This is a genomic window from Rathayibacter sp. AY1H3 (assembly GCF_002932015.1).
The window spans coordinates 1-26,157 of the sequence record NZ_PSUU01000022.1; the positions used below are offsets into that span (position 1 = coordinate 1).

A 26,157-nucleotide genomic window follows, 5' to 3' on the forward strand; every position below is an offset into this window, starting at 1 on the left:
GCAAACTGAAGAGAAGCTCGTCCTCGCGATTCGTCAGCCCTAAAGGCGAGTCGCGAGGACGAGCGCGAAACCGTCATACCCCGAGTCGCCGCCGCCCCGCCGCCGCCTCTCCGCCCGCGCGGACCGCGTTACCGCGATCCTGCTGCTCGTCCTCCTGCTCGTCCTCGGTGTCGTCCTGTCCTTCTTCGTCCTGGTCGACCACCTGGCGGTCGATCGGTGCGGCGGAGCCTCCGGCGAATGCAACTACGGGCTCCTGAACGCGACGACCGCGCTCGTCCCAGGAGTCGTCACTCTGACCTTCCTGGTGACGGTCATCGCACTCATCCGACCGAACAGGTCGCGTCGCATTTGGTCGATCCCCGCGATCGGCGCAGTGGCCGCCGTCCTCGCGTTCCTGCTCGCGTCGGGCCTGATCTTCGTCGCGGCGCACGGAACACCTCGACTGCCCCTCGGTCAAGCCTGGGCGTGGCGCGGGCGACAGATGTCGGTTGCGCAGACCAGAATCGCGGAGCTGAGAGGGGCCTCGATCGACCCGTCGGCGCCGACTCACGTGGTGCTCGTCGAAGCTTCGACGGGACTCCGGTGGATTTCGCGTGGGGCCTGTATGTCGTTGGGCCCGTGCCGCGTTCGGCGATCCGGTTGTGGGACGGCGCGGGCGACGGCGCCGGTCGTCGCGGCCGACGGCGACTCGGGGTATGACGGTTTCGCGCTCGTCCTCGCGACTCGCCTTTAGGGCTGACGAATCGCGAGGACGAGCTTCTCTTCAGTTTGCAGATCCCTTACCTACATCGAGGCGCAAGTCCGACACTGGCGATAGCCGCTGGTGCCCTGTCGCCTGTTCGCGGCAGGAATCTGTTGGCCGGTCGGGCAATCAGAGTGCACGTGGTGCACGTCCGGGTCGCTTGGATTAATGGAGTAGTACGCGTTGACTCGCATGATGTCTCCTTCGCTAAAACAGATGGCACTTCTTGAGTCATTAGATATCAGAGACCTCCCAAATCGCAAGAGATCGAAGGCAGCGCGCACCGGACAGGCCCTTCGTCAGTCGTCGCTGGATGGACTGAATTGAGCGGAACGATCGATCCAGAAGCCCGCGCAGCTAACGGCTTGTTGGACAATCAGCCCGCCTCGCGAGAAAAGTGCTGTTCGAGTAGCCCGCGTAGCGCGGCGCATCGAGATCTCGGTGAGCAGCACTAGCCAGCGAGAGCCTCGCTCGACCAGGCTTCACGCCCGCAGGACACCCGAGACGGACTCGCCCAGGCACTCCGATCGACCCCTACGACGTTGTCTCCGCGACCAACAACTCCCGGCTCGTCGTCGCCCTTGGCTGGGCTTAGCACCACAGAGCATAGGAGGTCTCGGACGGGCAGCGCATGGTGTCCGCTAGGGACCCGATGAATCATCGTTGCCGCCTCGGACGACACGAATCAGGCCATAGGGAGTGGCTACCGCGGGCCGCGGCGCTGTACTGCGGGTCTATTGAGCAGCTCGTGGGGCGGGCTCTTGCAGGCTAGCGATCGTGACGGTGGACTAGGCGTCGGTTGAAGCTCGAAGGCGCGTCTACCAAAGGAGTCGCGTCTACGAAGGCCGGTGGTCCAGGCGTCGAAACCTCCAAGTGGGGCACAGTTCTGACGTCGAAGCTCAGGTTATCACCTGAGGGAGTCGAGTTGCGCTTCGATTATGCGTACCAGGTCGTGTACCTGATCGGGGGATACGACCACAATCCGGCGGTCGTCAATATCCAGCACCGCCGCCCGCATGAACTGCCGCGGGACGACAACAGCGGCGGCGATAAAGTCCGGACTAGTAAGAACGCGATTCAATCGCTGACGAGTTAAGTTCGAGATCGATCGAGTCCAGTTGTTCTTGAATTCGACTGCCACCGACTTTCCTCGCAATGAGAAAACTGCGTCAACGCGAGGCGGCCTCCCCTTCGAAGGTACGGATACGTCGACCTCTGTTCGAAGATCGGGTAGATCTAAACGCCCAGCCGAATTCTGGTCGATTAACTCGTTCTCGAAGGACTTCTCGTCCTCACCAGACGCCTCAGCCGTTTTGACGGCCGCATCGACGGCGTCAGGAGTGCGCGTTCCTCCTCGTGCTAGCGCGGCGACCTGATCGAAAATGTCGGGAGCTTCCGCCTTCACTATGCTTAAGATTTCTTCCAAGGAATCACGTTTGAACTCGACCTCCCACTGACCCACGCTGAATCGGTCAGGAAACCTCCCGATCGCGGCGAGTAGGACCGCAACTGCACCGAGCGTGACAAGCGCGGTGCCCCCGATTTCAGGCGTTTGTGCGCGAAAAACCGCTGCAACTCCAATTCCGAAAGAAACGATACCGAACACATTGACAGCCACACGAAGCCCGTTCGCGAAGTGTTGATGCGATTCGCGTCGAGCGAACCAACCCGGACGCGGCTGAGCTTCTTTCACAGTGAATGACATCGTTCGAGTATATTGGTGACTATCGCCAGATCAAAGCGCTAGGGCTGAAATTACGCAGAACTACTCAAAGGATCAGCTGGGGTTCATTCGACCGGCTCGACCGCGCCGAAGTCGACGACTGTTGCAAGTGGATCAAATATGATAAATGCTGTTCCTCCTGGCCGATCCTGGTAGTGGGTAAGTCGGGATCTGCTTTCAATACATCTCGGCGGTGGCTATGGCGGTAGCGTGAGCTGCAGATACGAGTGGATCGAAGAAGTCGTTCGAGCCGACCAGCGCGTTGCGGTCGAGAAGCAGATTCATCGACTCACATGACGTCTCCGGCGCCATGAGGCAAGAGTGACAGGCTGAGAGATTCAATCCGCCGATGCTCTGTGGCGAGGACCCGGCACACACCGGATCGTTGGCATCAGCCACCGACATAAGAAAATGTCAAGACATCGATAGAGGCGTTCGAGCTTCCCGCACGGAACTGGGAGGGGAATGGCCTCCCGCTCGTAGAGCGCAGCATCACTTTCTTCAAATGCCGGCGTTCGCGAGTTGCAGCAGGACCATTCGATCGAGCACGTCGATGTCGTGAAGGCCGTAGAAGGCGAGGAGATGCTCCATCCGGCTCGTCTGATTGTCTTCCGGTGCGAGGCGGGCGGCTGCGAGCGCCTCGCGCAGGGGTACCTCCAGCAGACGTCGCGCACCGAGCGGACGCACTCGGACGTCTGAAGTCCCGACCACTCGTAGTGCTCGCTGGGAGCCCAACCCAGGGAGTTCGAAGTCGTCGGCCTCGATTCGACGTGCTTCGAGCAACGCCTCGATGGCGGAGCCCATCGCCGCGTCTGCGGAACCGAGGATCGATTCGTCCTCGACCGCTCCTGCGATCAGTCGACGCAGCCTCGACTGCAGAACAGGGCCCTCTATCGCGACGGCGCTCTCGATCATGTCTTCGAGTGCGGAGGACTCGAGGAGCTGAGTGGCCGAAAGCGCAGCCGGGCGGCTGTAGGCGAGGTAGGACGGTTCGACGAGACCGAGTGCCCGATCGGGAACGTCTGCGTCGGGGACGACCTCTGCCGAACCCGCGCCGCTCGCTGTCTGCTGATCCTTCGTGACCGCTGCCGTTCCGGTGACCGCTGCCGTCGAGAGTTGCACCACCTCTTCTACGAGAGTCCTGATCTCATCCGGCTCGAGAGCTGAGGACTGCACGAAGGCGAGGAGTCGCCTAATCCTCTTCGTCGTGTCCCGAACGACAGCTCGGCGCTCGTCGGAGACGTCCGCGAAGGACCGAGCCAGAGCGCGGACCAGGGGGCCGTCACCTCCGATCGATCGCCGTTCGAAGAGCTGATTCAGATCGCTCTCGGAGAGCTGACGGAGAAGCTCCGGTTCAGGGCGGAAGGCCTCACCCTGCCACCAGAGTCGAGCCCACGTGTGACGGGTCAGGTCGCTGCCGATCCAACGTTCCTTGTTCTTCCGGCCGAAGCGCCACTCCGTCAATTCGGGTAGGACGGCGAACGCGACGAAGGACCAGACGTCGCCGGCGGCCGCCTCCGCGAAAGGGACGTCCACGAGTTCTCTGACAACGAAGGCTGCTTCGCGGTCGAAGCGCCCGAGCGCGTCCGACGACGTCGACTCGGGGTAACCGTGGCTCTGCGCGAGCTCCGTCATTCGCTCGCGGAGCCGCGCAAACTCCTGTTCGTCCGCGCGATTACCGATTGCTCGCCACTGCACGTCACGGAGGAGGGAAGAGCCGGTCGCCGCCTTCGCGCTCTTCACCCGTTCCCATTCACCGGATGCGACTGCTCTACTCAGTCGGGGCCAGATGATCATGCGATCTGCCGCCCTACCCCGAGACCGCGAACCTTGGACATGATCGAGGAACGCCACATGGCCAGTTCCGCCGGAACGGTCGGCACGGATCCGAGATCATCCGCGCGGGTGAGGAGGGAATGTAGGACGTGGCCGACAGTGTCGTCCTCCCACGACGATTCCGCGGTCAGCTCGTGCTGGAGCATCGACGCGGATTCGAGAAGAAGCCCGAGCACGCCCTCTTCGAGCGCGTCGAGCAGCATCCGTTCGCGATCACTCGGGTTGCGAGAGCCGATCGCCTTCGTCAGTTCGGAATCACGCTCATTGATCTGCAGGCGGAATCCCGCCAAGAAGGTCTGGTCCAGCTCCTGAGACGTCTCGAGGTGCCAGCTCGCCTTGTTCGGCAACCGCGTCTTGGCGAAGTCGACGATCTCCACCGGGAACATTCCGACGGTGCCCTCGAGCGCGACGGTGAAACGGCGGTCGGTGAGGACGGATCCCCGTCGACGTGCCGTTCCGGCGCCGACGTCTGCACGGGGCAGCGCCACGACCGCGGTGGTGACCTCGACGTTCCCGTCCAGGCGATCGCCCGGCAGTGTCACGATGAAGTGAGTGACTCCGCTTCGGGTCAGGGCTTGTCGAGGAGCGGCGGCTCGGAATCGACTGGATGAGCAGGACCAGGAGACGACGAGCGCCATCTCGTCCAGGCCGAGGCCCGTCTCGGTCTCGACGGCTTGAGGATCCATCTCCACGGAACCGCGGATAGTCAGATCCATGGAAGGGTCCCACCCCTCGATCTCTTCACCGAGCGGGATCCAGGCGTCCCCGTCGAGGAGATCAGGCAGTGACCACTTGATCGTCCCTGGTCGGGGGGTCCTGTAGGGCGCGACAGAGTCGACCACGTCAGTTGTTCCAATCCACGGACAGGCGTACTGCCGCGTCGTCGACGACAGTGGCGGTCAGCCACCATCGCTCACCGGCGTCAGGAGCCGAAGGAAGTATCGGTCCCGCGATGAGGAGATCGTCCTGCTCGCTTCGCCATTCGAATTCTGGTCCGGCCGTCCCCTCCGGTGGGTCCTCCTCCGTTCCACCGCTCTCGAGCACGATCTGAGCGGTGGCGATCACGCTCTGTCCCTCGTCGCTACTCGGCACCTCGACGAGCGCCCGAAGAAAAGCAGTGTCGTTCTCCACGACTACGTCAGGGCCTTCGACGAACCGGGGTTTCGCGGCACGTCTCTTTCGGGACCCGCCACCCCCACCACTGCCCTCTCCCTCGCTACCGCCGCCGGTGGTGCTCGGTCCGTCCGCGCCTGCGCCGGTACCGGAGAAACTCCTGGTCACCGAACCCAGACGAGCTGCCAGGCGGCCCAGACCGGCGGTCTCGGACTTCGCCTTCGACGCTCGCCGAGGGTTCACCTCGTTCTGGATGCGCGCGCGGAGGAACGGACCGAGATCACGGACGACGCCGAGATCTGTACCCCGAAGACCGGCGAGGACCCACGCATCGTGTGTCGGCGGCTCCGCTCGCCCGAAGACCTCGTCCGCTTCTTCGGAGCCGATGAACACACCGGCGTAGCCGAATCGAGGATCAGGATGTTCCTCGCCGACGAAGTAGTCGACCACGAGCTCGACCTGCCTCATGCGGGCGACGTGACGCCTCGGACCTTCGAGAGGGCAGGCAGCACCGAACTCCTCAGAGTCGGAGGGATGCGCCTCCGAGATCTGGAGAGCCAACACGCCTACGTCGAACGGCTCGCGCTTCCGCTCGTACTTCTGGCCTTCCTGTCGGCGGGCCTTCTCGAGAGCGATGACGAACGCCTGCATCGAGGGGATCCGATCGGCGGACGGGACCTGGTCGACTAGCCCATTGACACTCGTCGAGAGGAGAACGACGCCCTCCTGAGCTTCGATCGTCTTCGGCCACAGGTGCCACACCATCGATGAGCGCAGATATGCTATCGCCTCTTCGACCGTGCGGTCTCGGTCCGTGTCGAACATTCCGAGGCTCGGATCGATGATGATCACGTCCGTGCCGTGCTCTCCCTCGGCGAAACCGGGAAGACCGAGTTCGGAGGACAGAGCTGCAGCCTCTTCACCGGTGACCGGGTCGGGAACGCCGCCCACGATGTCACCCCACCAGTGACGCCCGGTGTAGACCTCGTCGCCGTCTTCCCACTTGTGCGTCATCGCCGCACCCATGACGCGCCGCCCCGCCTTGCGGTCGACCGCGTGAGTATCGACGAGGATCGCGCTCGCCTTGCTCACCGAGTAATAGATGCCCTTCCCGAAACCGTAGGTGCCCCCACCCAGGGACTGATTGCGGGGTTCTCCGACGTTGCGGAGGAACTGGACGAAGTCAGGACGTTCGTCCTGCTCCACACGGAGATCGGCGCGGGTGGGACCACCGAGACCGACCGTCCCTCTGTCGCTCACGGTCATCACCAGAGTGTCGGCGTTCCACTCGGTCGAATTGAAGAGACCGCTCGCGCTCGGAAGATTCGACTGGAAGCGATCCCGCCACACGTCCGCGCGGTCCCCGAGGCGCGAGATGTCGATGTTGAATCGCACTTCTCGGCCGGCCCGAGCATCCCAGCTGTTCTGCGCGGCTTCGCGAGCCAGGACGGTCAGCGGGTCGAGCCGCGGCTGACCGAGCTGCTTCTTGATGCCGTCGGCGGCCGCCGATCCTTCGGGCGCGAAACGCTGTGACCACCACTCAGGCATGGAGGACCTCTTTCAGGAGTGTGTCGAGATCTTGTCCCGAGCTGTAGGGCAGGAGAGCCGCCGTCCGAATGCAATAGCTCACTCCGGAGAAGTCCTCCGAGGACGCACCTTCGGACACACTCAATCGTGGTGTGTCACCGGTGACCCGAATCACAATCACGAAGCCGGTGACGAATCGCGCGAGAGTGCTGTCATCCTGCTCCAGGTCGAGGCGAGCCGCGGACAGGGGGCTATGGAGATCGTCGCCGTACCGATCGCGTAGGCGTCGGGCCGTCTCGATGACTGTCGCCCCGTCGTCTGCTTCGGCAACTTCGACCAGAGCGAGATGAAGGTTCTTCGCCTCGTGTTCCGACAACTGCTCGAGCCCGTGTATCTCGACGGTCGCGGCACCGGCCAGAGCCTTGACTTCTATGCAGTCGCGGGCGAATTCGAAGTCATGCGATTCTCGGAACGGGCCGCGCCAGGACGGGATCGAAGTCGCGTCGATGCTCAGTGCGTGCTCCAGCAACATCAGCTCGGCTGCGAGACCCATCTGCTCGATGAACGACAGCCGTTTCGTGCGCTGAAGAGCCAGAAGGCGCCGCCAACGGTCGACGGCATCCAGCGCTGCCGCACCGGCCGTTTCGAGCGTCTCGATCGAGTCGGTCACCTCATCGATCAATAGGTCGAATTCACCGTGCACGGAGACGTCCGTGCAGGCGATGTCGAGGACGAGGCCTGTCTCGTCGCCGAAGGCCAGGGGCAACACGTCGAAGACCACCACCTCGCCGTTCTGCGGAAGCTGCTTCGGTCTCGCCTTGAGCGGAACGAGGAGATGGCGGTGACCTTCGTCGTCGAGGGCGGCGCGGACGTGCCTAGCGCCGACCTCTCTGAGTGAGTAGGACTCGAAACGGCTCTCGGAGGGTCGGCTGAGCACGGCCCAAGCGCCGGCCGTGGAGGATCGGGGACTCACGCCGGCGATTCCGTCTCCGTGTCTTCGCCGATACCTTCTGCACGGTCGTCCGGCGTCTCGATCTCCATCGCGGACAGGTCGACCGACACCTTCGAAGCAGCGACTCGCAGCTCTGACGAGGACTGACTGGGGAAGACGACGCCAATGCCTACAGGCGTCTCGACCGCGTTCATCGACAGTCGCTGCCGCTGCTGGCCCCCTTCTGCCCCCCCATTGGGGTCGATGAAATAAAGAACGAGGAGACCTTGGTACTTCAGAACACCGTCCTCATTACGGTGCAGATCCAGCTTCTTCTCGGCCAGCTCACGCGCCTTCGCTCTCGAGATGTCGAGATCGAGTACGCGATCTTCTTTGCTCATCAGCGTCTTGATGTCTGCTCGCCCCGGGTGTGGGTAGTCCTTATCATCCACTACACCTCGAGTCACCATGCGCACGCTCAAATCGCCGACGGTCGTCTCCTTGCCGTTCGGAGACTCCACGATCGCGACGGACCACCTGTGAAGTGAGCTCTCGGATGAGGCGTTGCTGCGGGCGATGTATTCGCTCATCAACGCCGTATCGACATCTTTCGAATCTTCATGGACGGAGTAGGCGCCGAGGAAACGCTGGACGAGGTGCACGGGTACATCACGATAAAGCCGAGCTCCGATCGTGCTCGTCCCCAAGGTGAGGTTCTCCTCTGCGCAGCTTTTCAACAGATCGCCGGCAGCAGCCAGATTCTGCTTGAGCCACTGGTCGTCACGATTGCGAAAGTACCGGGTCTGGAAGCGACGACCCTCGAACGAGACGAACAGGGGCGACGCTGCTCCCATTTTCGCAGTGATTCGTAACGCCGGATGAGTGCTGATGCGCACCGCGGCTTGCGCAGGGGTGATGTCTTCCCGTTGGAAGCGGTCGATGTCGTCCCGCATCTCGTACTCGACGCGGGACAGATGGCGGAAGTTCTCGCGCAGCTCGCCCGTCATCCAGATGCGGGGTAGTTCCTCGTACCCGGTCCGATACCCGAACCACCGTCCCATCTGCATCAGGGTGTCGTAGGTCCCGGCAGCTCGCACGAAGAAGCTCACGACGAGGCCCTCGAGCGTCAGACCACGCGAGAGGGTGTTGCCTCCGACGGCGATGACGACCTGTGATGCTTCTGCGTTGTAATCGAGTCGGTCAGTGCTGCGGAAGTTGTCGAGTACGACTCTGGAGTCATCGACAGCGCGTCGGAGGAACGGCAGAAGCTCTGCGAACGTGAATACTGCGCGATCGGCGGAAACGGGCCGTACCCGGCGGCTCTCGCGCTCCCAGGCCTCCTCCAAACGTCTCGCGGTTGCCGAGTCGTCTCTCGCGAGTCCGGTCGCGGTTGCAGCGCGATATTCCTCGATCATCGGCTTGAAGGCTTCGTGGACCGATGTCTTGACCGAAGTGTGCACCAGCATCGAGCTGTGGCCGACGTCGCCGCGAGCCCGACGCACCGCGGTCGCCAGCCAGAACCAATCGAGCGCGTCGGCGAACCCCGCCGTCAGCTCCGGTTCGAATGAGGCCGCATCCTTCGTCCCAGGTCGAAGCTTCGGGACGTCGTCGTCAGGCACGATGCGCACCATGTCATATCCGTCCTCCGGCTCGTCCGAAGGGCCGAGGTCGGAGGCGACGACATCTCGGCCGAAGATCTTCTCCGGTCCGAAGTATCCGTCGGGACGGGGCAGGCTGAGGATGAAGTCCCGCGGGTAGAGGTCGCTTGTGTCGTAGGGGTCGATGAAGACGTTCGCGAACGGGGTGGCTGTGTAGCCGATGTAAGTCGACTTCGATGCGAGCTTGAGGAGGTCGGTGATCAGGGGGTTGATGGTCTTCGTCTCGATGGACGCCTGGTCGGCCTCGTCGTCGATGATCAGCATCGGACGCTCCTTGAGCGCCGTTCGAGCACCGTCCGTCTCGAGCCACTTCTTGAGCTTTCTGAGTACGGAAGCATTCTTCTTCACCACCGCGACGCCGGTCTGATTTCCGGAGAGAAGGGCGGCCGCGTCGAACGAGGGCAGGCGGAAGTCGCGGTTCAGTTCGGTGAGGCGGAACCAGTCCTTCGCAGGAACACCAGCAAGGGCCTCTTCCAGACGCATCTGTGTCTGCTTTCGAAGGGCGTTGTGGATACCCGAGAGCACGATGATGAGCCCGTACTCGAGGTCGGCCATTTTGGCGGCCGTGGCGAGGAAGTTCGTGGTCTTGCCGCTCTGCACGTACCCGACCACGAGTCCGCGCGTCTTCCAGCTCGATTTGTCCGTGCGCTCCGTGTGCGCGACGACCTTGTTCGAGGATTTATTGACGCTCAGCAGCCTCTCGTCGCTCCACTCCTCCGACTGGAACTGGCGGTAGAGGGCGTTCCAGAATTTGTCCTTCGGCGTGGGGCCCGGGTACCAGTCGGGACGACCCGCGGAAATGATGACCGGTCCGCCCTCCTCGACCTTCTTTCGGTCCGAGTCGAACCGCTCGCGGAGAGCGGAGAGCATCTCGACCGGCAGGACGCCCGCCATGGATTCTGCCGCTGCTTCAACACCGTTTTGACGAGCGTAGAGAGCGAACATTCCGTAGAACATGTCGGTGCTGATGAGACCACTGATCCTTCGTTGGACGATGATCTTCGAAGCCTATAACGACGACAGGCGTCGTTCAGAACGGACGAATGCTCAAGAAGACACCCGGGTCAGAAGAGAGGAACACGCTCCTCCCGCGGCACCGACGCCCGCTCAAGAGGGCGGAACACTACGGGGCCGAGCGCCGCTGGAGTTTCACCGTTCAGCACCTCGACGAGCTGCTTCGCGATCGCCGCGCCGAGCGGGATCGGTACCGCGTTGCCGATCTGCTTCGCGATCGCCGTCCGCGACCCGACGAACTTGTAGTCCGTGGGGAATCCCTGCAGGATCGCCGCCTCGTAGAGCGAGATCGACCGCATGGCCTCCGGGTGCAGGTACCGCCCCTTCTCGGGCTTGAAGAACTCCGTCCGGATCGTGACCGCGGGCTTGTCCCAGTGCAGCCTGCCCATCACATCCGCGGAACCGGTGCGGTGCTTCCGCCAGCAGTCGGCCTGGAGCTCATAGGGCAGATCGAAACGGTTCCCGCCGGCGGGGATCTCTTCGAAGCGCTGAAGCGACAGCGGTGAGTACTTCCTACTGGTGTGGAGCTCGAGTCCGGAGTACGGGCCTTTGAAGATCTTGCCCGCGAACTCGATCGACCGTTCGGCGAGACTGCGCTCGTCGATCGTCTCGAAGGAGACTCGGTGCTCCATCATGAGAACGTCTCGTACCGTGCGGTGGTTCCCGAGATGGGTAGGGACAGGGAAGCCCGGCGCAGGGAGGTCTCGCCGGTGTCCGATCAGCACGGCACGCTTGCGCGCCTGAGGCGCTCCGTAGTCCGCTGCGTTCAGGATCCGGCACTCGAACGCGTAGTCCTCGAGGATCTCGCCCGGCTGGACTGCGGCCTCGAACTCGCGGAACTGCGGCGACTTGATGAAGGCGGCGACGTTCTCGACGACGAAGTACTTGGGACGGACCCGATGGATCGTCTCCGCGTAGGTCCTCCAGAGGTCGTTGCGCTCGTCCTCGACGTCCTGCTTCCCGAGCGTCGAGAAGCCCTGGCAGGGTGGACCACCGATGACGATGTCGATGTCCGTCGGCATCTCCGACTCGGCCAACCAGCTCTGGATGCTGCCGGCCCAGGCCTTCCCGCGACCGAAGTTCGCTTCGAACGAAGCGGCTGCCGCGATCTCCCACTCGACTGCTGCGACGGTCTCGATCCGAGGTGAGGCTGCGTGGAAACCGGCGGTCAGGCCTCCCGCGCCGGCAAAAAGATCGAGGGTGCGGATGGGGCCGGAAGTCATGTGACAAAGCTACCGGCGCAAATCAGCTGATGGAGGCCCGGCCCCAATACGATCGACCGATGTCCTGGGCCTCGAGCGACGGTGTCCGGCGATCGATGCTCTCGAACCGCGGGCGCGACACGAAGGTCGAACTGCGAGTCCGATCAGCGCTCCACGCTGCAGGTCTCCGCTATCGCCTCCAACTCAAGGTGCCCGGTTCCTCGAGGCGGACGATCGACGTCGCGTTCCCGAAACAGCGGATCGCGGTGTTCCTCGACGGTTGCTTCTGGCACGGCTGCCCCGTGCACCACACGGTGTCGAAGACCAACGCCGGCTTCTGGGCGGAGAAGGTCAGCAGGAATCGTGAACGCGACCGCGACACCGACCGTCTCTTGCAGGAGGCGGGCTGGACCTCCCTCCGTTTCTGGGAGCACGAGGACGTCGACGAGATCGTCCGGATCGTCGAGGAGGCCGTCCTCCGAGAGCGTGAAGCAGCCGAAGGACGCCGGAACGGGGCCGGTCCCGCCGCTCCGCCGCGTCTTTGACGCCCCACCCGCCCCCGTGTTACGTTCGCTCTCGGACATGTGACTGGTCGTGCAGGCAGGATCCGACGAAACGCGTATTGAGCGTCGTCGGGTCCTTTTTTTGTGCCCGGACGCCTCCTGACGCTCCGCCGGAGCACCGATGACGGTGCCGGAGGGGGCGGGGACGGCGACGGACGGCCGGGCAGCACAGCGCAGGGAAGCGCGCGTCCCCACACACCCGGAGGAGTACCGATGAGTACCCAGGAGAGCGCGAAGGCGATCCTCGAGCACGTCGGCGGCGCCGCCAACGTGGCGAAGCTGCAGCACTGCTCGACCCGTCTGCGGTTCGCGCTGGCGGACGACGCGAAGGCCGACGTCGAGGCGTTGAAGGCGGTGCCCGGCGTGATCGGCGTCGTCACCGGCCCGCAGACGCAGGTCATCGTCGGCAGCGGCGTCAGCGAGATGTACGCGGCGGTCGAGAAGCTGCGCGGCGGCACCACCACGTCGACTGCGCAGGCGAAGCAGCCGCGCTCCCTCAAGCGCCTCGGCGCGACGATCATGGACTTCGTGGTCAGCGTGTTCACGCCGATCATCCCGGCCATCGCGGGCGCCGGCATCTTCAAGTCGTTCCTCGTCCTCGCCTCGGCGCTGGGCTGGCTCGACCCCGCCTCCGACAACTTCAAGCTGCTGTCCGCCATCCCGGACGCGGTGTTCGGCTTCCTGCCCCTGCTCGTCGCCTACACGAGCGCGAAGAAGCTCGACGTGAACCGGCCGCTCGCGCTCGGGCTCGTCGGCGTCCTGGTCTTCCCGGCGTTCACGACGCTGCTCAACCAGGAGGGCGGCGTCGCGCTCTTCGGCATCCCGGTGCCGGTCATCGCCTACAACGCCCAGGTGTTCCCGGCCATCCTGGCCGTGCTGCTGCTCTCGGTCGTCGAGCGCTTCTTCACGAAGCACTCGTGGGGCCCGATCCGCACGTTCTACGTGCCGCTGATGTGCCTCGTGATCGTCGCCCCGGCCACGATCTTCCTGCTCGGCCCCCTCGGCTACTGGCTCGGCTCGATGCTCACCGGCGCGATGATCGGCCTCTACGGGGCGCTCGGCTGGGTGGCCGTCGCGCTGCTGGCCGGCGTGCTCCCGCTGATCATCTCGGTCGGCATGCACAAGGCCTTCATCCCGCCGACCATCGCGACGATGGCCAGCGCGGGGAAGGACACCTTCTACCTCGCCTCCTCGCTCGCCCACAACGCGGCGGAGGCCGGCTCCAGCCTCGCGATCGCCCTGCGCACCAAGAGCGCGACCCTCCGCGCCACCGCCTTCTCGGGCGGCCTCTCGGCCCTCTTCGGGATCACCGAGCCGGCGCTCTACGGCGTCACGCTGCAGAACAAGCGCGCCCTCGTCTCCGTCATCACGGGCAGCGTTGTCGGAGGCGCCTACATCGGCGCCACGCAGGTCGCTGCGTTCGCGCTGGTCAGCCCCGGCGTCGCGAGCATCTCGATGTTCATCGACGGGCTGAACCCCTGGAACCTGCTCAACGCCGTGATCGGCCTGCTGATCTCGGTCGCCGTCTCGTTCGTCGTCTCCTTCGTCATCTGGCGCGACGACGCCTCCGCCAGCGTCCAGGCGCTCGGCGACGTGGCGGCCGCCGCCGGGAGCCCGCTCGCGCTGCAGGCGCCGCTCACCGGCTCCGTCATCCCCCTCTCGGAGGTGCCGGACCCCGTGTTCTCGGCCGGCGTGCTCGGCGAGGGGCTGGCGATCCGCCCCACCGACGGAGCCGTCCGGGCGCCGTTCGCGGGCGAGGTCATCGCGCTGCTCTCCTCCCGCCACGCCGTGGGGCTCCGCCGCGCGGACGGCGTCGAGGTGCTCATCCACGTCGGCATCGACACGGTGCAGCTGGACGGCGCGCCGTTCGAGGCGCACGTCGCGGTCGGCGACCGGGTCGAGGCCGGGCAGCTGCTCCTCACCGCCGACCTGGCCGCGATCACCGCGGCCGGCTACGACACCACGACCCCGGTGCTCGTGACCAACTCCGCCGAGTACACCGTGCTCGTCGAGGCCGCCGAGCGGATCACCGCCGGCGACCGGATCATGACCGTGACGCAGAGAGAGAAGGAGCTCGCCGATGGCGCTTCCTGACGGATTCCGATGGGGCGGCGCCCTCGCCGCCAACCAGGTCGAGGGCGCGTGGCGCGAGGGCGGGCGCGGCCCGGCGGTCAGCGACGTCGCCTCCTACAAGCCGAAGGCGGACCCGAAGGAGTACGCGATCCACCACCGCAACACGGTGGAGAGCATCACGGCGGCGATGTCCGACGACGACACCGAGTACTACCCCAAGCGCCGCGGCATCGACTTCTACCACCGCTACCCCGGCGACCTCGCGCTGTTCGCCGAGATGGGCTTCACCACCCTCCGCGTCTCGATCGCCTGGACCCGCCTCTACCCGACGGGGGAGGAGGCGGAGCCGCTCGAGGAGGGCATCGCCTACTACCTCGCCCTCTTCACCGAGATGCGGCGCCTCGGGATCGAGCCGCTGGTCACGCTCTCGCACTACGACCCGCCGCTCGCGCTCGCGCTGAAGCACAACGGCTGGGTCGACCGCCGCACGATCGGGCTGTTCGAGCGCTTCGCCCGCACCTGCTTCGAGCGCTTCGGCCACCTCGTCGACATGTGGCTGACGTTCAACGAGATCGACGGCATCATCCGCCACCCGTTCACCTCGGGCGGGATCATCGAGGAGACCGTCGAGGGCAGCGTGGAGCAGGCCTGCTACACGGCCCTGCACCACCAGTTCGTCGCCTCCGCCTCGGTCACGAGGACGCTGAAGGAGCTGTGGCCCGAGTCGCGGATGGGCTGCATGCTCACGATGCTGACCACCTACCCCAACACCTGCCACCCCGACGACGTCGCGGCGACGCAGGCGAAGGAGCGGATGCTCTACCTCTGCACCGACGTCCAGGCGGGCGGCGCCTACCCGCGCCTGGCGCTGCGGGCGCTCGAGAGCCGCGGAGTCGAGATCCCGTTCGAGGCGGGCGACGTCGAGCTGCTGCGCGAGCACCCGGTCGACTTCATCTCGTTCAGCTACTACATGTCGATGACGGAGTCCGTGCGCCCCGACGCCGAGCGCACACCCGGCAACACGGTCCTCGGCGTCAAGAACCCGTTCCTCGAGTCGAGCGAGTGGGGCTGGCAGATCGACCCCGCCGGCCTGCGGATCTCGCTGATCGACCTCTACGACCGCTACGGCAAGCCGCTGTTCATCGTCGAGAACGGCCTCGGGATGCGCGACGAGCTGACCGAGGACGGCCGGGTCCACGACCCGTACCGGATCGACTACTTCCGCGCGCACTTCGAGCAGATGATCCAGGCGGTGGACGAGGGCGTGGAGCTGCTCGGCTACGTGAGCTGGGCGCCGATCGACCTGATCAGCGCCTCCAGCTCGCAGATCTCGAAGCGCTACGGGTTCGTCTACGTCGACATGGACGACCTCGGCCACGGCAGCACCGAGCGCTACCGGAAGGACTCGTTCTTCTGGTACCAGAAGGTCATCGCCTCCAACGGCGCGGATCTGGGATGATCCTCCTCTGCCCGGAGGCGCCGTCCGGCTCTCCGGGCAGAGGCCCCGCCACCCCCACCCCAGCCCTGACGCGGCCGTCGACGGAGACACGCATGCAGACCATCAAGAAGGTGCTCAACTCGAGCGTCGTCCTCGTCGTCGACGAGCGCGGCGTCGAGCGCGTGCTCCTGGGCAGGGGGATCGGCTTCGGAGCGAAGGCCGGCGAGGCGATCGAGCCCTCGAGCGTCGACCAGGTGTTCGTGGCGCTGGACGACTCGGATCAGCGCAACCTCGTCGAGCTCCTGGCGCAGATCCCGCCGGAGTTCGTCGAGCTCACCCGCGCGGTCGTCGCCGACGCGGAGGAGCAGGGGCTGAAGCTCGACCCGCACGTGTACCTCGCGCTCACCGACCACCTGCACTTCGCGGTGGAGCGGCAGCGGCGCGGGCTCTCGGTCGCCAACCGGCTGGCCTGGGAGATGCGGACGGTCTACCCCGTGCAGTACGCGGTGGGGGAGCGGGCGGTCGAGCGGATGCGCGAGCGCCTGGACGTGGAGCTGCCCGCCGACGAGGCCGCGAACGTCGCGTTCCACCTCGCCAACGCGGAGCTCGGCAAGGTCGGGATCGACTCGCTCCGGATCGTGCAGCTCATCCGCTCGGTGACCGCGATCATCCAGCACTCCAGCGGAGCCGCGCTCGACCGCGACGACCTCCGCTCCGCCCGCTTCGTGGCGCACCTGCAGTACTTCGCCGAGCGCTTCTTCTCGGGCGGCCTGCTCGAGAGCGAGGACGACTTCCTCTTCACCAGCCTCAGCGCCCGCTACCCGCGCGCGATCGCCTCCGCCGAGCGCGTGCGCTCCTTCGTGGCGGCCGAGTACCAGGCCGCCCTGCCCAACGAGGAGGTCGCCTTCCTGGCCCTCCACATCGCGCGCGCCGCTCCGGAGTAGCGCGCTGACCCCGGAGAACCGCATGCACCGCACCACCTCCGCCCGCCCGACGACGCCCGCGAGCGCGCGCCCGTGACCGGCACGATCCACCTCGTCCGCCACGCCGAGACCCTCTTCAACGTCGCCGGCCAGCTGCAGGGCTGGTGCGACTCGCCGCTGACCGAGCGCGGCGAGCGCCAGGCGGCGGCCCTCGGCGAGCGGATGCGCGAGGTGCCGCTCGTCGCGGCGTTCACGAGCGACCTCACCCGCACCCGCACCACGGCGGCGGCGGCGCTCGCCGGGCACCCGTCGCTCGAGGCCGAGCCGATGGTCGAGCTCCGCGAGTGGCACTTCGGCGCCTTCGAGGGGCAGCCGAACGCCTCGCTCTGGGAGCCGGTGTTCGCCGATCACGGCTACTCCTACGTGCCCTCCTCCGCCGACTGGCCGCGGATGACCGACGCCGGTCTCGACTCGGTGCTCGACGCGATCCACCGCCACGACCCCTCCGGCCGGGCCGACAGCGGTGCCACCGTGCGCGCCCGCGTGGAGGCCGCGATCGCGCGGTTCGCGCCGGCGGCCGAGCACGGGGACGTGCTGGTCGTGACGCACGGAGCGGTGCTCGGGAGCATCCTCCGCGCGCTCGACCCCGCGCACCGGCCGCAGCGGGGCTACCCGAACTGCGCGGTCGTGTCGGTGACGGACGGCGTCATCGGCGAGGTCGACGGGAGCTGCGCGACGGCCTGACCCCGCCCCTCCTCCTCCACGGACGCCCCTGTGCGCTCCGGTCGCCGACCGGACGAGCACGGGGGCGTCCGTCGTGCTCGGGACGCAGGCGGCCCGCACCCGGGCCGCCCCCGGACCTGCACGCGCGGCCGCCTCGGGACCTGCACGTCCGGTGATGCGGGACCTGCACTTTCGGCCACCTCGGCGCTGTACCGAAGTACAGGAGCCCGTCGCGAGAGCGTCCGTAGCGTCTGAGGAGTCAAGAGAAACGACTTCGAGGAGATGACATGCGAGGGCTTCAGCTCAGCGGCGTGAGCCGTGCATTCGGCGGCCACCGGGTCCTGCACGACGTGGACCTGTCCGTGGGCCGCGGCGAGATCGTCGGCTTCATCGGCGGCAACGGCGCCGGCAAGACCACGACGATGCGGCTGATCCTGGGCCTGCTCACCCCCGACACGGGGACCATCACCTGGGACGGCGCGCCGATCACCGCCGAGGACCGCCGCTCGATCGGCTACATGCCGGAGGAGCGCGGCCTCTACCCGCAGATGCGGGTCCGCGAGCAGGTGATCCACTTCGCTCTGCTCGAGGGGCACGACGCCCGGGGAGCCCGTGAGACCGCCGAGGAGGTGATCGACGCGCTGGGCCTGGCCGAGCGGGCCGACACGCTGGTGCAGGACCTCTCGCTCGGCAACCAGCAGCGCGTGCAGCTGGCCGTGTCCCTGGTGGGCGATCCGTCGCTCCTGGTGCTGGACGAGCCCTTCTCGGGGCTCGACCCGGTCGCCGTGGAGACGATGGCCGGCCTGATCCGGCAGCAGTCCGCCCGCGGCGTCGGCGTGCTCTTCTCCTCCCACCAGCTCGACCTGATCGAGCGCCTCTGCGACACCGTCTGCGTGCTCGACTCCGGCCGTGTGACCGCGAGCGGAGCGGTGGCCGAGCTGCAGGACGACGGCCGCAGCCGCTGGCAGCTGCAGTTCTCCCGCCCCCTGGACGACCTGCTCGTCGCCGAGCTCGGCGTCACACCGGGACTGTCGGCCGAGCCGGTCCCCGGTGAGCCGGAGTCGCTGCTCGTCTCGATCGAGGGCAGCGGCCGGGACGTCCCCGAGCAGGTGCTCGCGACCCTCACCCGCCACGGCGGCCTCCGGAGCATCCGCACCGCGCAGCGCTCGCTGACCGAGCTGCTGTCCGAGCGGCTCACCGCCGCCTCCACCCCTGCGGCCGAGCGCCGCCTCGAGATCCAAGGAGCAGGACGATGACCACCACGCACCCCCGCGCCGCCCACGCCCGGACCGCCGAGAGCTCCGCTCCTCCGACGCCGGCCCGGGGAGCCGCGACGATCGTCCGCCGCGAGATCCTGACCCGCACCGGGAACCGCACGATCCTCACCGCGACCCTCGCGCTGGCCGCGATCGCCGGCCTCGGCGCCGGGATCGGCGGCTGGTTCCTGGTCGACGCGACGAGGGAGGCGGGGACCGTGGTCCTCGACACCCGGATCCTGTTCGCGACCGCGATGATCAGCGCCCTGCTCGCCGCGATGGTCTACTCCTCGTCGAGTCTGGCCTCGGGGGTGGTCGAGGAGAAGTCGTCCCGGATCGTCGAGATCCTGCTGACGAAGATCGGCGTCGCCCCGCTGCTCGCCGGGAAGATGATCGGCGTCGGCCTGGTGACCCTGGCCCAGCTGCTCGTGATCGGCGGCGCCGTCGTCGGCGGGTTCAGCGTGGTCGGCGGGTGGTCGGTCCTCGAGATCGAGCTCGGCCCGAGCCTGGTCTGGTTCCTCGTCTGGTTCCTGCAGGGCTACGTGCTCTTCGCGCTCCTCAGCACCCTGCTCGCCTCGACCGTGTCGAGGCAGGAGGACCTGGGCACCGCCGCCATGCCGCTCTCCGTCGTGCAGATGGCGCTGCTGATCATCGCGCTCTACGTGGTGCCGGCGAACCTCGACGAGGCCTGGGTGCACGCGCTCTCCTTCGTCCCCCTCTTCTCCTCCTACCTGATGCCGATGCGCTTCGGCCTCGACTCGGTCGGCACCCCCGAGATGGTGATCGCCGCCGTCGTCGCCGCGATCACGGTGCCGCTGCTGTTCCGCCTGGTCGTCCGCGTCTACCGCAACAACGCGCTCCGCACCGGCTCCCGCGTCTCGCTCCGCGCCTCCCTCAAGGCCGCCGACGCCTCCTAGGCCCGGCTCCCGATATCCACCACCACCACCCCTCGGAAGGACACCACCATGACCACCTCGCGCACCGCCTCGACCCGCCCCTCGCCCCTCAAGAAGCTGCTCGTCAACACCGCCCTCCTCGTCGGGGGAGCGGGCGGCGCCTACCTCGTCGTCACCTACCTCTTCTGATCCGCTCGACCGACCGAAGGACACGATCGTGACTCTCCTCGCGACTCCCGGGCTCCGCCCCGCGACCCCCGGGCACCGCCCCGCGGATCCGGCGGCCCTCCGGGCGGCGGCCTCGACCGAGCGGCTGCTCGGCGGCGGACGCCACCGCGTCGCCGCGATCGACCGCCCCGCCTTCGCCGGCCGGAACGCGTCGTGGACGATGACCCTCGACGACGGCGCCCGCGTCTTCGTCAAGCACGTCTCGCCCCGGACGGCGGGCCCCGCGGCCTTCCGCCGCTCCAGGGACTTCGCCGGCTTCGCCGCCCGGAGCCCCGAGCACGCCCCGGCCGGACCCCGCCTGCTGGCGGCCGACGAGGACGACTCCCTGCTGGTGTTCGAGCACTGCCCCGGCACCAGCCTGGCCCTCCTGCTCGTGGAGGAGCGCGTCCCCGCGGACTTCCCCGAACAGGCCGGCCGGCTCCTGGCCCGGCTGCACGCCGGCCCGGCGGCGGGCCTCACCGCGACCTCGCACCCCAGCCCTCCCGTCGAGATGCTGCGCGTCGGCATCCCGCACACCCGCTACGTCGACCTCACCCTCGCCGAGCTCGCCTTCTGGGGCGACCTGCAGCACGACGAGCAGCTCGTCTCGGCCACGGAGGATCTCCGCGAGTGGGAGAGCGGCAACCGCACGGCCCCGATCCACGGCGACCTCCGCCTCGACCAGTTCCACCTCCGCGACGGGCGCCTCCAGCTGCTCGACTGGGAGGAGTTCGGGATCGGGGATCCGGCCCGCGACCTCGGCACGCTGGCGGGGGAGTGGATCCACCGCGCGGTGCTCGACACCGTGACCACCCGGGAGGGCGCCTCCGCTCCTCCCCTCGCCTTCGACACCGCGGCCGCGGACGCCCGCATCGCGGAGCGGATGGCGGCACTGGTCCCGAGGATCCGGCGGATGTGGCTCGCCTACGCCGCCGAGACCGCCGGCGCGGACGACGCCCTCGCCGTCCGCGCCACCGCCCACCTGGGCTGGCACCTCGTCGACCGCACCCTCGCCCGGGCCTCGATGGTCTCCCGCCTCCCCGGGATCGAGCGGGCCGCCGCCGGCATCGGCCGCCGCGTCCTGCTCGCCCCCTCCGCCTACTCCACCGCCCTCGGATTCGACAGGAGCCCGCGATGACCGCCCTCATCATCCGCTCCGTCCTCGACGAGGCCGTGATCAGCGTCGACGCCGCCCGGCTGCGGGCCGAGGTCGACGGGACCGTGATCGAGGCCACCGGGCCGATCGAGCTGCGGGCCCGACTCGCCGCCACCGTCTACACCCACCTGCACCTCCGGAACCCGCTGCTCGGCGAGACCGCCGGAGGCGACGGCCAGGACCTCGCCCCCCGGCTGATCGACGCGATCCCGCACCGCACGGTCCGGCAGCCCGCTCCCTCCGGGGTGCTCGGCTCCGCCACCGTGCAGGGGGAGGAGCGCCGGGTCGTCGAGCTGGGCCGCGTCCGGGTCCTCGTGCCCGAGGTCGATCTCGTCCGCTCCGCCGACGGGGCCGTCGCCGGCGTCCGGCTGCCGAGCTGGCGCACCCGCACCACTCCCGGCTACCTCCTCGCCCTCGGCCCGATGGGACTCGATCCCGCCGACCGGGTCGTGCGCCTCTCGCTCGTCGCCGACTCGGCGGAGGACGCGCTCGCCCTGTGGGGCCCGCTCCTGGAGGCGCTCGCCGCCTCCGGAGCCCGCCACCAGGCCAAGGCGCTCTCGGACCCGCGGGCCTTCCCCCGCTCCGACGCCCTCGTCGTCTACCTGCCCGCCGACTCCGCCGACGACGTCGCCCGGAGGATCACTCCGCTGCTCGATGCCCGGCCCTCGCCCCGCACCGCCGTCTCGGCCTTCGCCGAGAGGCTCGCCGACGGCCTCGCCTACGCCGAGGACCCGGCCGACGAGCGCTCCTCCTACCGCGGACTGAGCTTCGGCCAGCACCGCTCCCGCGTCCTCGCCGAAGCGCTCCTGCGCTCCTCGGCCGAGACGATCCCCGCCGCCGACGCCTGGGCCGACGCCGCCCGCGCCGCGCGCATCGACCCGGACCGCCCGGGACTCACCGCCCGCTAGGGCCCCACGAACCTCCCCTCGATCCCGAGGGGACCACCACCTCAGCCCGAGGTACTCCACGAAAGGGACACATCATGACCACCATCTCCACCGACGCCCAGTCCGCCGACCTCACCGCCCTCGCGGGAGCGCACGACACCTTCGCCACCGTCGACGAGCTCGGCTCGGACGCCGCGACCGAGGCGCCCGCCACCACGCCCCTGTGCGTCGGCATCATCGTCGGCGCCACCCTCGGCGCGGGCTGCTGACCCGGCCCTCCTCCCGCCCGGGTGCTCCCGCAGCACCCGCTCCCCGGCCCTCCGGCCGGACCACCCGCACCACTCCCCGCACGATTCGGCGGATCCGCCGCCACCACTCATCCAAGGAGAACACCATGTCGACCATCACCGCCCAGACCGTCCAGTCCGCCGACCTCGCCGAGCTCGCCACCGCCCACGACACCTTCACCGCCGCCGACGAGATCGGCACCGACGCCGCCTCCGAGGCGCCCGCCACCACCCCGTTCTGCGCCGGCGTCATCATCGGCGTCACCCTCACCGCAGGGTGCTGACGGGCACGGGGCGACCGGTCCTCGACCGCGTCGCCCCGGCCCCTCCCGGGCGCGTGCCGTCCGCTCGCGCCGTCCGCCCATCCCCGTCCGCCCTTTCCGCGGGCACGGTCCGCCCATCCGCCGCCGTCCTCACCGCCGGCCGTGACCCGATCCGCCCTCCCGCCCGCCGCCCTCTGAGGAGACCGCCATGACCACCCCGCCCGGTGCGCAGAGCGCCGCACTCTCCGACCTCTCGCTCGGCCGCTTCGGCTACTCCCGGGTGGCCCTCGTCCTGACCGGCTCCGCCATGACCCAGGTCATGCCCTACTGGATCCAGTGGGCGCGCGCCGCCGCTCCGGCGACCGAGTTCCGCGTGCTCGTCCGCGACTCGGCCTACCGCTTCACCACCCGGCACAACCTGGAGTCGCGACTGCGCGGCCGGATCCAGGACGACCGCTGGGACGACGAGATCGTCGTCGCCCACGTCGACCTCGCCGAGTGGGCCGACCTCATCCTGATCTACCCGGCCACCCTCGACTACGCCTCGCGCCTCGCGCACGGCATCACCGACTCCCCGTCGCTGCTCGCGGCCCTCACGACGGAGGCGCCGGTGTGCATCGCTCCGTCGCTGCCGCCGCGGGCGCTCGGCAACCCGGTCGTCGAGTCCACCCTCGCGCTGCTGCGCGAGCCGGCCAACTTCACCGTCATCGACCCCGTGCCCGGGCCGAGCGAGTCCAGCGACACGGCGCTCGCCTGGGTGCCGCCCGCGTTCCCCGCGGTGCTGCGCCACCTGGAGTCGCTGCGCGCGGCACCGGCGGCCGCGGAGGAGGCGAGGTCGGCGTGAGCACCACCGCCCCTCCGCGGGCCCTCGTCACCGGGCTGCTCGTCACCGAGCTCTCGGAAGGACCCGACGGGACCACCGTCTGGACCCGCCGCCTCGGAGAGCAGGCGCCGCTGCCGTTCTCGCCGGTGCCCGTCCGCCTCGCAGCGCCCGATCCCCGGATCGTGCCGGGAGGCGCCGACCCGTCGATCCGCCGCTACCGCACCACCGCCCGCGCCCTGCTGCCCGCGCTCCTCCACGAGCTGTCGGAGGAGGCGCTCGTCTCCGTCGGCCGCGAGTGGAAGGGCGCGCTGGACGCGCTCCACGGCGCCCGGCCCGCCGGGGAGCCGCTCCCTCCGCGTCCGCTGCAGCGCGCCCGCGGCTGGCTCGCCGGTGGCTGGGCGCCCGCCGCCGAGGAGCTCGGCGCCGGCGGTCTCCTCGAGCTCGCCGACTGGGCGGAGGCGGTCGTCGCCTCGCCGGCCGCGGTCGTGGTCCACGGCCACCCCGGCCTCGCCCACCTCGTCGTCGGCGGGACCCGCGTCGCTCTGCTCACGGGCGAGGACGTCGGGCTCGCCGACCCGGTCTGGGACGCCGCCTGGGTGCTCGGGGAGCTCGCAGAGCTGCACGCCTTCCACCCCGCGCTCCGCCCGGCCCTCGACGCGCTCCGCCGCGGACTCTCGCTCGAGGAGGACCACGACGCCGAGCTGCTGCGCGTCGGCACCGCGTTCCGGCTGGCCCAGCACGCCGTCGACTGGCACCGCTCCGGGGGCGCCAGCAGCGATCAGGCGCGGCTGCTGCTGCGCCTGTCCGCCGCACAGCTGGGGGAGCGGGCGGAATGAGCGCCCGCGACGTCCCGACCCTGTCCGCCGCCCTGCCCTCCGGCGCCCGCGCGCTCGTCGTGCTCCGGCCGGAGGTCCGCAACGACTCGGTCGCCCTCGCCGTGCCCGCCGGTATGCGCCACGAGCGCGACGGCGAGGAGGGGATGCTGCACCTGATCGAGCACCTCGTCTACCAGGACAGCGAGGGGGTCGCCGGTCTCGTCCGGCAGACCCGCGTCGCCGAGAGCGGCGGCGTCCTCGGCGGTCACACCCACCTCGACTACTCCGAGTTCTTCGAGACGGGCTCTCCCGGGTCGGCCGCCGTGATCGCGGAGCGGCTCGTCGAGCAGGTCTTCCGCCCCGCCTTCCTGCCGGAGCAGATCGCGGAGCAGATCCGCGCGGTCGCCTCTGAGCGGGCCGCGCGCCTCGCCCCCGCTCCGGGCGGCGTGCTGCCGTGGCCGCACCTGACCGCCCGCTACTGGGCCGACGCCCCCAACGCGCACGACGGCAGCGGCGACCTCGACCTCGAGGGCCGCGCGACCGAGCCCGTCCTGCGCGCGCTGCACCGGCGCCACTACAGCCCGGCCGGCTCCGTGCTGGTCGGCGTCACGGCCGACGACCCCGCCCGGCTCCTGGACCGCCTGGTCGCGGCCCTCGCGGAGGCGCCCGATCGCGCAGCAGGACCGGTCGCCGTCCCACCTGGGACGGCCCGCCCCGAGTACCGCGCCGAGCCCGCCGCCCGCCGGCTCGCCGCGACCGCCGCCGCGCCGTCGACCCGCGTCTCCGACGAGCTGCTCGGCGACCTGATCGCCGCCGAGGCGCTCGCTGCGCAGGCCGGACTCGACGCGAGCGCCGGACTCTTCGGCCCGGGCGACACCGTCGCCGACGACCTCTTCGTGCTGGTCGACGACACCGCCGTGCCCGTCGATCCGTGGCACCGCCTCCGCGCCCTCGCGGTGAGCGACGACTCCGCCCTCGAGCACGCCCGGCATCGCGCGCTGCTGCGTGCGGAGCGGCTGGTGCACGACGACGAGCGTCTGGCCCGCACCGTCGCCCGGGATGCCCTGCTGCGCGGTGCGCCCGGCTTCGCGGGCGAGCTCGTCGACTCCCTCGCCGCGCGGCCGCCGCGCCCGCTGCTCGCGGACGCCGCGGCCCGCCTGGCCGAGCAGCCCTTCGCCGCACTGGGCGTTCCCGCCGCCTCCACCCCTCCAGGAAGGAGGAGCCCATGACCGCCGCACCCCCGCTCGCCGTCGTCGACGAGCGCTCCCGCTTCGCCGTCGTCGCCCTCGGCTGGCGCGACCCGGCCGGAGACGACGGGCCCGACCGCGCTGCCCGCCTCCGCTCGGCCGTTCCCCCCGGAGCGGTCTCGCTCGCGTGGACGGCGACGGCCGGGGCGCAGAGCCTCACCGCGGTGCTCCCTCCGGAGGGCGCCGCGGCCTGGACCGCCCTGACGCTCGAGCGCGCCCAGGGAGCCGGGGATCCGGTGCTCGCCGTGGTCGGGCCCGAACGCGCCGTCTGCGAGACGTCCCGGCCCGTCTCCGTGCCCGCCGCGGCTCCGCTGCCGAGCGCTCTGCACCAGTCCCGCGAGCAGGGCTACGAGAGCACGATCGTCACCGGCGCGGACCCGTCCGGCGAGGTCGGCCACGCCGCGACATTCCTGGCGCTGTGCCGCCTCACCGCGGGGGCCGAACCGCTCGTCCCCGCCGCACTGCGCTCCGCCGGCGGCGATGCGGTCGCCCAGGTCGCGCGGGGCCTGCGCTCGAGCCGCCCCTCCCTCACCTGGCAGGTCGTCTCCCCGGCCGGCCAGGGCATCCCGACCCTCGAGACCGTGCTGCGCACCGTCCTCGACGGCCGCGCCGCGCACGGGGAGGGAGCACGCGCCGCGCACGCGTTCGCGCGGGCGAACCTCCTCCGCGCCTGGCGGTCGCCCGAGACGCTCGCGCGCACCCTGGTGGAGTACGAGGTGATGGGCTGGGGCGGCGCCCTGGTGCTCGATCCGGAGCCGGCGCTCGCCGCGGTCGACGAGAGTGCGCTCGAGCGGGCGGTCGCGGGGCTCGTGCGGCCCGTCGCCGACGTGGTCGGCTGGGGCTGAATCCGGCGG

At 68.9% G+C, this 26,157-nt stretch carries 24 protein-coding genes; 15 read left to right on the plus strand and 9 right to left on the minus strand.

Features of this window, described 5'->3' with window-relative positions; genetic code table 11:
• Window positions 1–73 precede the first annotated feature (73 nt).
• The 9 genes from C5C33_RS18500 to C5C33_RS10030 all read right to left on the minus strand — a co-directional run bounded on the left by C5C33_RS18500 (window position 74) and on the right by C5C33_RS10030 (window position 11,767).
• Entirely contained in the window at window positions 74–430 is a 357-nt protein-coding gene (locus C5C33_RS18500) for a hypothetical protein (RefSeq protein WP_181136229.1), read from the minus strand.
• Between the two features lie 1,219 nt (window positions 431–1,649).
• Complete coding sequence (locus C5C33_RS18235) at window positions 1,650–2,447, minus strand: hypothetical protein (protein WP_146085771.1); 798 nt, start codon at window positions 2,445–2,447, stop codon at window positions 1,650–1,652.
• A gap of 195 nt (window positions 2,448–2,642) precedes the next feature.
• A complete protein-coding gene (locus tag C5C33_RS10000) occupies window positions 2,643–2,864 on the minus strand; it encodes a hypothetical protein (RefSeq protein WP_146085772.1) in 222 nt (73 codons plus the stop codon).
• A gap of 102 nt (window positions 2,865–2,966) precedes the next feature.
• A complete protein-coding gene (locus C5C33_RS10005; RefSeq protein ID WP_146082349.1) occupies window positions 2,967–4,208 on the minus strand; it encodes a DUF6339 family protein in 1,242 nt (413 codons plus the stop codon).
• 50 nt (window positions 4,209–4,258) lie between these two features.
• The gene (locus C5C33_RS18505) at window positions 4,259–5,017 is read right to left on the minus strand and encodes a hypothetical protein (protein ID WP_181069078.1); all 759 of its coding nucleotides are present in this window, start codon (window positions 5,015–5,017) and stop codon (window positions 4,259–4,261) included.
• Window positions 5,018–5,144: 127 nt separating this feature from the next.
• The gene (locus C5C33_RS10015) at window positions 5,145–6,962 is read right to left on the minus strand and encodes a hypothetical protein (RefSeq protein WP_104261022.1); all 1,818 of its coding nucleotides are present in this window, start codon (window positions 6,960–6,962) and stop codon (window positions 5,145–5,147) included.
• The gene (locus C5C33_RS10020; RefSeq protein ID WP_308471174.1) at window positions 6,955–7,914 is read right to left on the minus strand and encodes a PD-(D/E)XK motif protein; all 960 of its coding nucleotides are present in this window, start codon (window positions 7,912–7,914) and stop codon (window positions 6,955–6,957) included. Before C5C33_RS10020 ends, C5C33_RS10015 begins: the two co-directional genes overlap by 8 nt.
• Window positions 7,911–10,475 (minus strand): Z1 domain-containing protein, encoded by a 2,565-nt coding sequence (locus C5C33_RS10025; RefSeq protein WP_181136231.1) that lies wholly within the window; start codon window positions 10,473–10,475, stop codon window positions 7,911–7,913. Before C5C33_RS10025 ends, C5C33_RS10020 begins: the two co-directional genes overlap by 4 nt.
• Window positions 10,476–10,594: 119 nt before the next feature.
• Window positions 10,595–11,767, minus strand: coding sequence for a DNA cytosine methyltransferase (locus tag C5C33_RS10030; RefSeq protein ID WP_104261025.1), 1,173 nt, complete (start codon window positions 11,765–11,767; stop codon window positions 10,595–10,597).
• A gap of 59 nt (window positions 11,768–11,826) precedes the next feature.
• On the opposite strand from C5C33_RS10030, the gene C5C33_RS10035 reads away from it, so the two are divergent.
• The 15 genes from C5C33_RS10035 to C5C33_RS10095 all read left to right on the plus strand — a co-directional run bounded on the left by C5C33_RS10035 (window position 11,827) and on the right by C5C33_RS10095 (window position 26,148).
• Window positions 11,827–12,291 (plus strand): very short patch repair endonuclease, encoded by a 465-nt coding sequence (locus C5C33_RS10035; RefSeq protein WP_219814944.1) that lies wholly within the window; start codon window positions 11,827–11,829, stop codon window positions 12,289–12,291.
• Window positions 12,292–12,522: 231 nt separating this feature from the next.
• A complete protein-coding gene (locus C5C33_RS10040) occupies window positions 12,523–14,403 on the plus strand; it encodes a beta-glucoside-specific PTS transporter subunit IIABC (protein WP_104249725.1) in 1,881 nt (626 codons plus the stop codon).
• Complete coding sequence (locus C5C33_RS10045) at window positions 14,390–15,841, plus strand: glycoside hydrolase family 1 protein (protein WP_104261027.1); 1,452 nt, start codon at window positions 14,390–14,392, stop codon at window positions 15,839–15,841. Before C5C33_RS10040 ends, C5C33_RS10045 begins: the two co-directional genes overlap by 14 nt.
• A 92-nt stretch (window positions 15,842–15,933) precedes the next feature.
• Window positions 15,934–16,764 carry a PRD domain-containing protein gene (locus C5C33_RS10050; protein ID WP_104225973.1) on the plus strand — a complete coding sequence of 277 codons (831 nt, stop codon included), beginning with the start codon at window positions 15,934–15,936 and terminating at the stop codon, window positions 16,762–16,764.
• A 72-nt stretch (window positions 16,765–16,836) separates the two neighbouring features.
• Entirely contained in the window at window positions 16,837–17,487 is a 651-nt protein-coding gene (locus tag C5C33_RS10055; protein ID WP_104261028.1) for a histidine phosphatase family protein, read from the plus strand.
• A gap of 290 nt (window positions 17,488–17,777) precedes the next feature.
• Window positions 17,778–18,722 carry an ABC transporter ATP-binding protein gene (locus tag C5C33_RS10060; RefSeq protein ID WP_258069216.1) on the plus strand — a complete coding sequence of 315 codons (945 nt, stop codon included), beginning with the start codon at window positions 17,778–17,780 and terminating at the stop codon, window positions 18,720–18,722.
• Complete coding sequence (locus C5C33_RS10065) at window positions 18,719–19,639, plus strand: ABC transporter permease (protein WP_104225127.1); 921 nt, start codon at window positions 18,719–18,721, stop codon at window positions 19,637–19,639. Before C5C33_RS10060 ends, C5C33_RS10065 begins: the two co-directional genes overlap by 4 nt.
• A 196-nt stretch (window positions 19,640–19,835) precedes the next feature.
• The gene (gene lxmK / locus C5C33_RS10070) at window positions 19,836–20,963 is read left to right on the plus strand and encodes a class V lanthionine synthetase subunit LxmK (protein ID WP_258066405.1); all 1,128 of its coding nucleotides are present in this window, start codon (window positions 19,836–19,838) and stop codon (window positions 20,961–20,963) included.
• Window positions 20,960–21,889 carry a T3SS effector HopA1 family protein gene (locus C5C33_RS10075; RefSeq protein WP_104261030.1) on the plus strand — a complete coding sequence of 310 codons (930 nt, stop codon included), beginning with the start codon at window positions 20,960–20,962 and terminating at the stop codon, window positions 21,887–21,889. The genes lxmK and C5C33_RS10075 overlap by 4 nt, the downstream gene beginning before the upstream one ends.
• 74 nt (window positions 21,890–21,963) lie before the next feature.
• A complete protein-coding gene (locus C5C33_RS18510) occupies window positions 21,964–22,137 on the plus strand; it encodes a hypothetical protein (RefSeq protein ID WP_181027122.1) in 174 nt (57 codons plus the stop codon).
• 125 nt (window positions 22,138–22,262) lie between these two features.
• A complete protein-coding gene (locus C5C33_RS18515; protein ID WP_181027123.1) occupies window positions 22,263–22,439 on the plus strand; it encodes a hypothetical protein in 177 nt (58 codons plus the stop codon).
• Window positions 22,440–22,626: 187 nt separating this feature from the next.
• Window positions 22,627–23,262, plus strand: a complete 636-nt coding sequence (locus C5C33_RS10080) for a flavoprotein (RefSeq protein WP_104261031.1) — start codon at window positions 22,627–22,629, stop codon at window positions 23,260–23,262.
• Window positions 23,259–24,077, plus strand: coding sequence for a hypothetical protein (locus C5C33_RS10085; RefSeq protein WP_104225968.1), 819 nt, complete (start codon window positions 23,259–23,261; stop codon window positions 24,075–24,077). The genes C5C33_RS10080 and C5C33_RS10085 overlap by 4 nt, the downstream gene beginning before the upstream one ends.
• Window positions 24,074–25,285, plus strand: a complete 1,212-nt coding sequence (locus C5C33_RS10090; protein WP_104261032.1) for an insulinase family protein — start codon at window positions 24,074–24,076, stop codon at window positions 25,283–25,285. Before C5C33_RS10085 ends, C5C33_RS10090 begins: the two co-directional genes overlap by 4 nt.
• Entirely contained in the window at window positions 25,282–26,148 is an 867-nt protein-coding gene (locus C5C33_RS10095; RefSeq protein ID WP_104225097.1) for a hypothetical protein, read from the plus strand. Before C5C33_RS10090 ends, C5C33_RS10095 begins: the two co-directional genes overlap by 4 nt.
• Window positions 26,149–26,157: the final 9 nt, after the last annotated feature.

Coding starts and splice junctions, on each gene's coding strand:
- C5C33_RS10050 (WP_104225973.1), top strand. CDS start 15,934: ATGCAGACCATCAAGAAGGTGCTCAACTCGAGCGTCGTCCTCGTCGTC.
- C5C33_RS10065 (WP_104225127.1), top strand. CDS start 18,719: ATGACCACCACGCACCCCCGCGCCGCCCACGCCCGGACCGCCGAGAGC.
- C5C33_RS10025 (WP_181136231.1), bottom strand. CDS start 10,475: ATGTTCGCTCTCTACGCTCGTCAAAACGGTGTTGAAGCAGCGGCAGAA.
- C5C33_RS10075 (WP_104261030.1), top strand. CDS start 20,960: ATGACCGCCCTCATCATCCGCTCCGTCCTCGACGAGGCCGTGATCAGC.
- C5C33_RS10015 (WP_104261022.1), bottom strand. CDS start 6,962: ATGCCTGAGTGGTGGTCACAGCGTTTCGCGCCCGAAGGATCGGCGGCC.
- C5C33_RS10045 (WP_104261027.1), top strand. CDS start 14,390: ATGGCGCTTCCTGACGGATTCCGATGGGGCGGCGCCCTCGCCGCCAAC.
- C5C33_RS10080 (WP_104261031.1), top strand. CDS start 22,627: ATGACCACCCCGCCCGGTGCGCAGAGCGCCGCACTCTCCGACCTCTCG.
- C5C33_RS10090 (WP_104261032.1), top strand. CDS start 24,074: ATGAGCGCCCGCGACGTCCCGACCCTGTCCGCCGCCCTGCCCTCCGGC.
- C5C33_RS10040 (WP_104249725.1), top strand. CDS start 12,523: ATGAGTACCCAGGAGAGCGCGAAGGCGATCCTCGAGCACGTCGGCGGC.
- C5C33_RS18510 (WP_181027122.1), top strand. CDS start 21,964: ATGACCACCATCTCCACCGACGCCCAGTCCGCCGACCTCACCGCCCTC.
- C5C33_RS18235 (WP_146085771.1), bottom strand. CDS start 2,447: ATGTCATTCACTGTGAAAGAAGCTCAGCCGCGTCCGGGTTGGTTCGCT.
- C5C33_RS10095 (WP_104225097.1), top strand. CDS start 25,282: ATGACCGCCGCACCCCCGCTCGCCGTCGTCGACGAGCGCTCCCGCTTC.
- C5C33_RS18505 (WP_181069078.1), bottom strand. CDS start 5,017: ATGGATCTGACTATCCGCGGTTCCGTGGAGATGGATCCTCAAGCCGTC.
- C5C33_RS10030 (WP_104261025.1), bottom strand. CDS start 11,767: ATGACTTCCGGCCCCATCCGCACCCTCGATCTTTTTGCCGGCGCGGGA.
- C5C33_RS18515 (WP_181027123.1), top strand. CDS start 22,263: ATGTCGACCATCACCGCCCAGACCGTCCAGTCCGCCGACCTCGCCGAG.
- C5C33_RS10035 (WP_219814944.1), top strand. CDS start 11,827: ATGTCCTGGGCCTCGAGCGACGGTGTCCGGCGATCGATGCTCTCGAAC.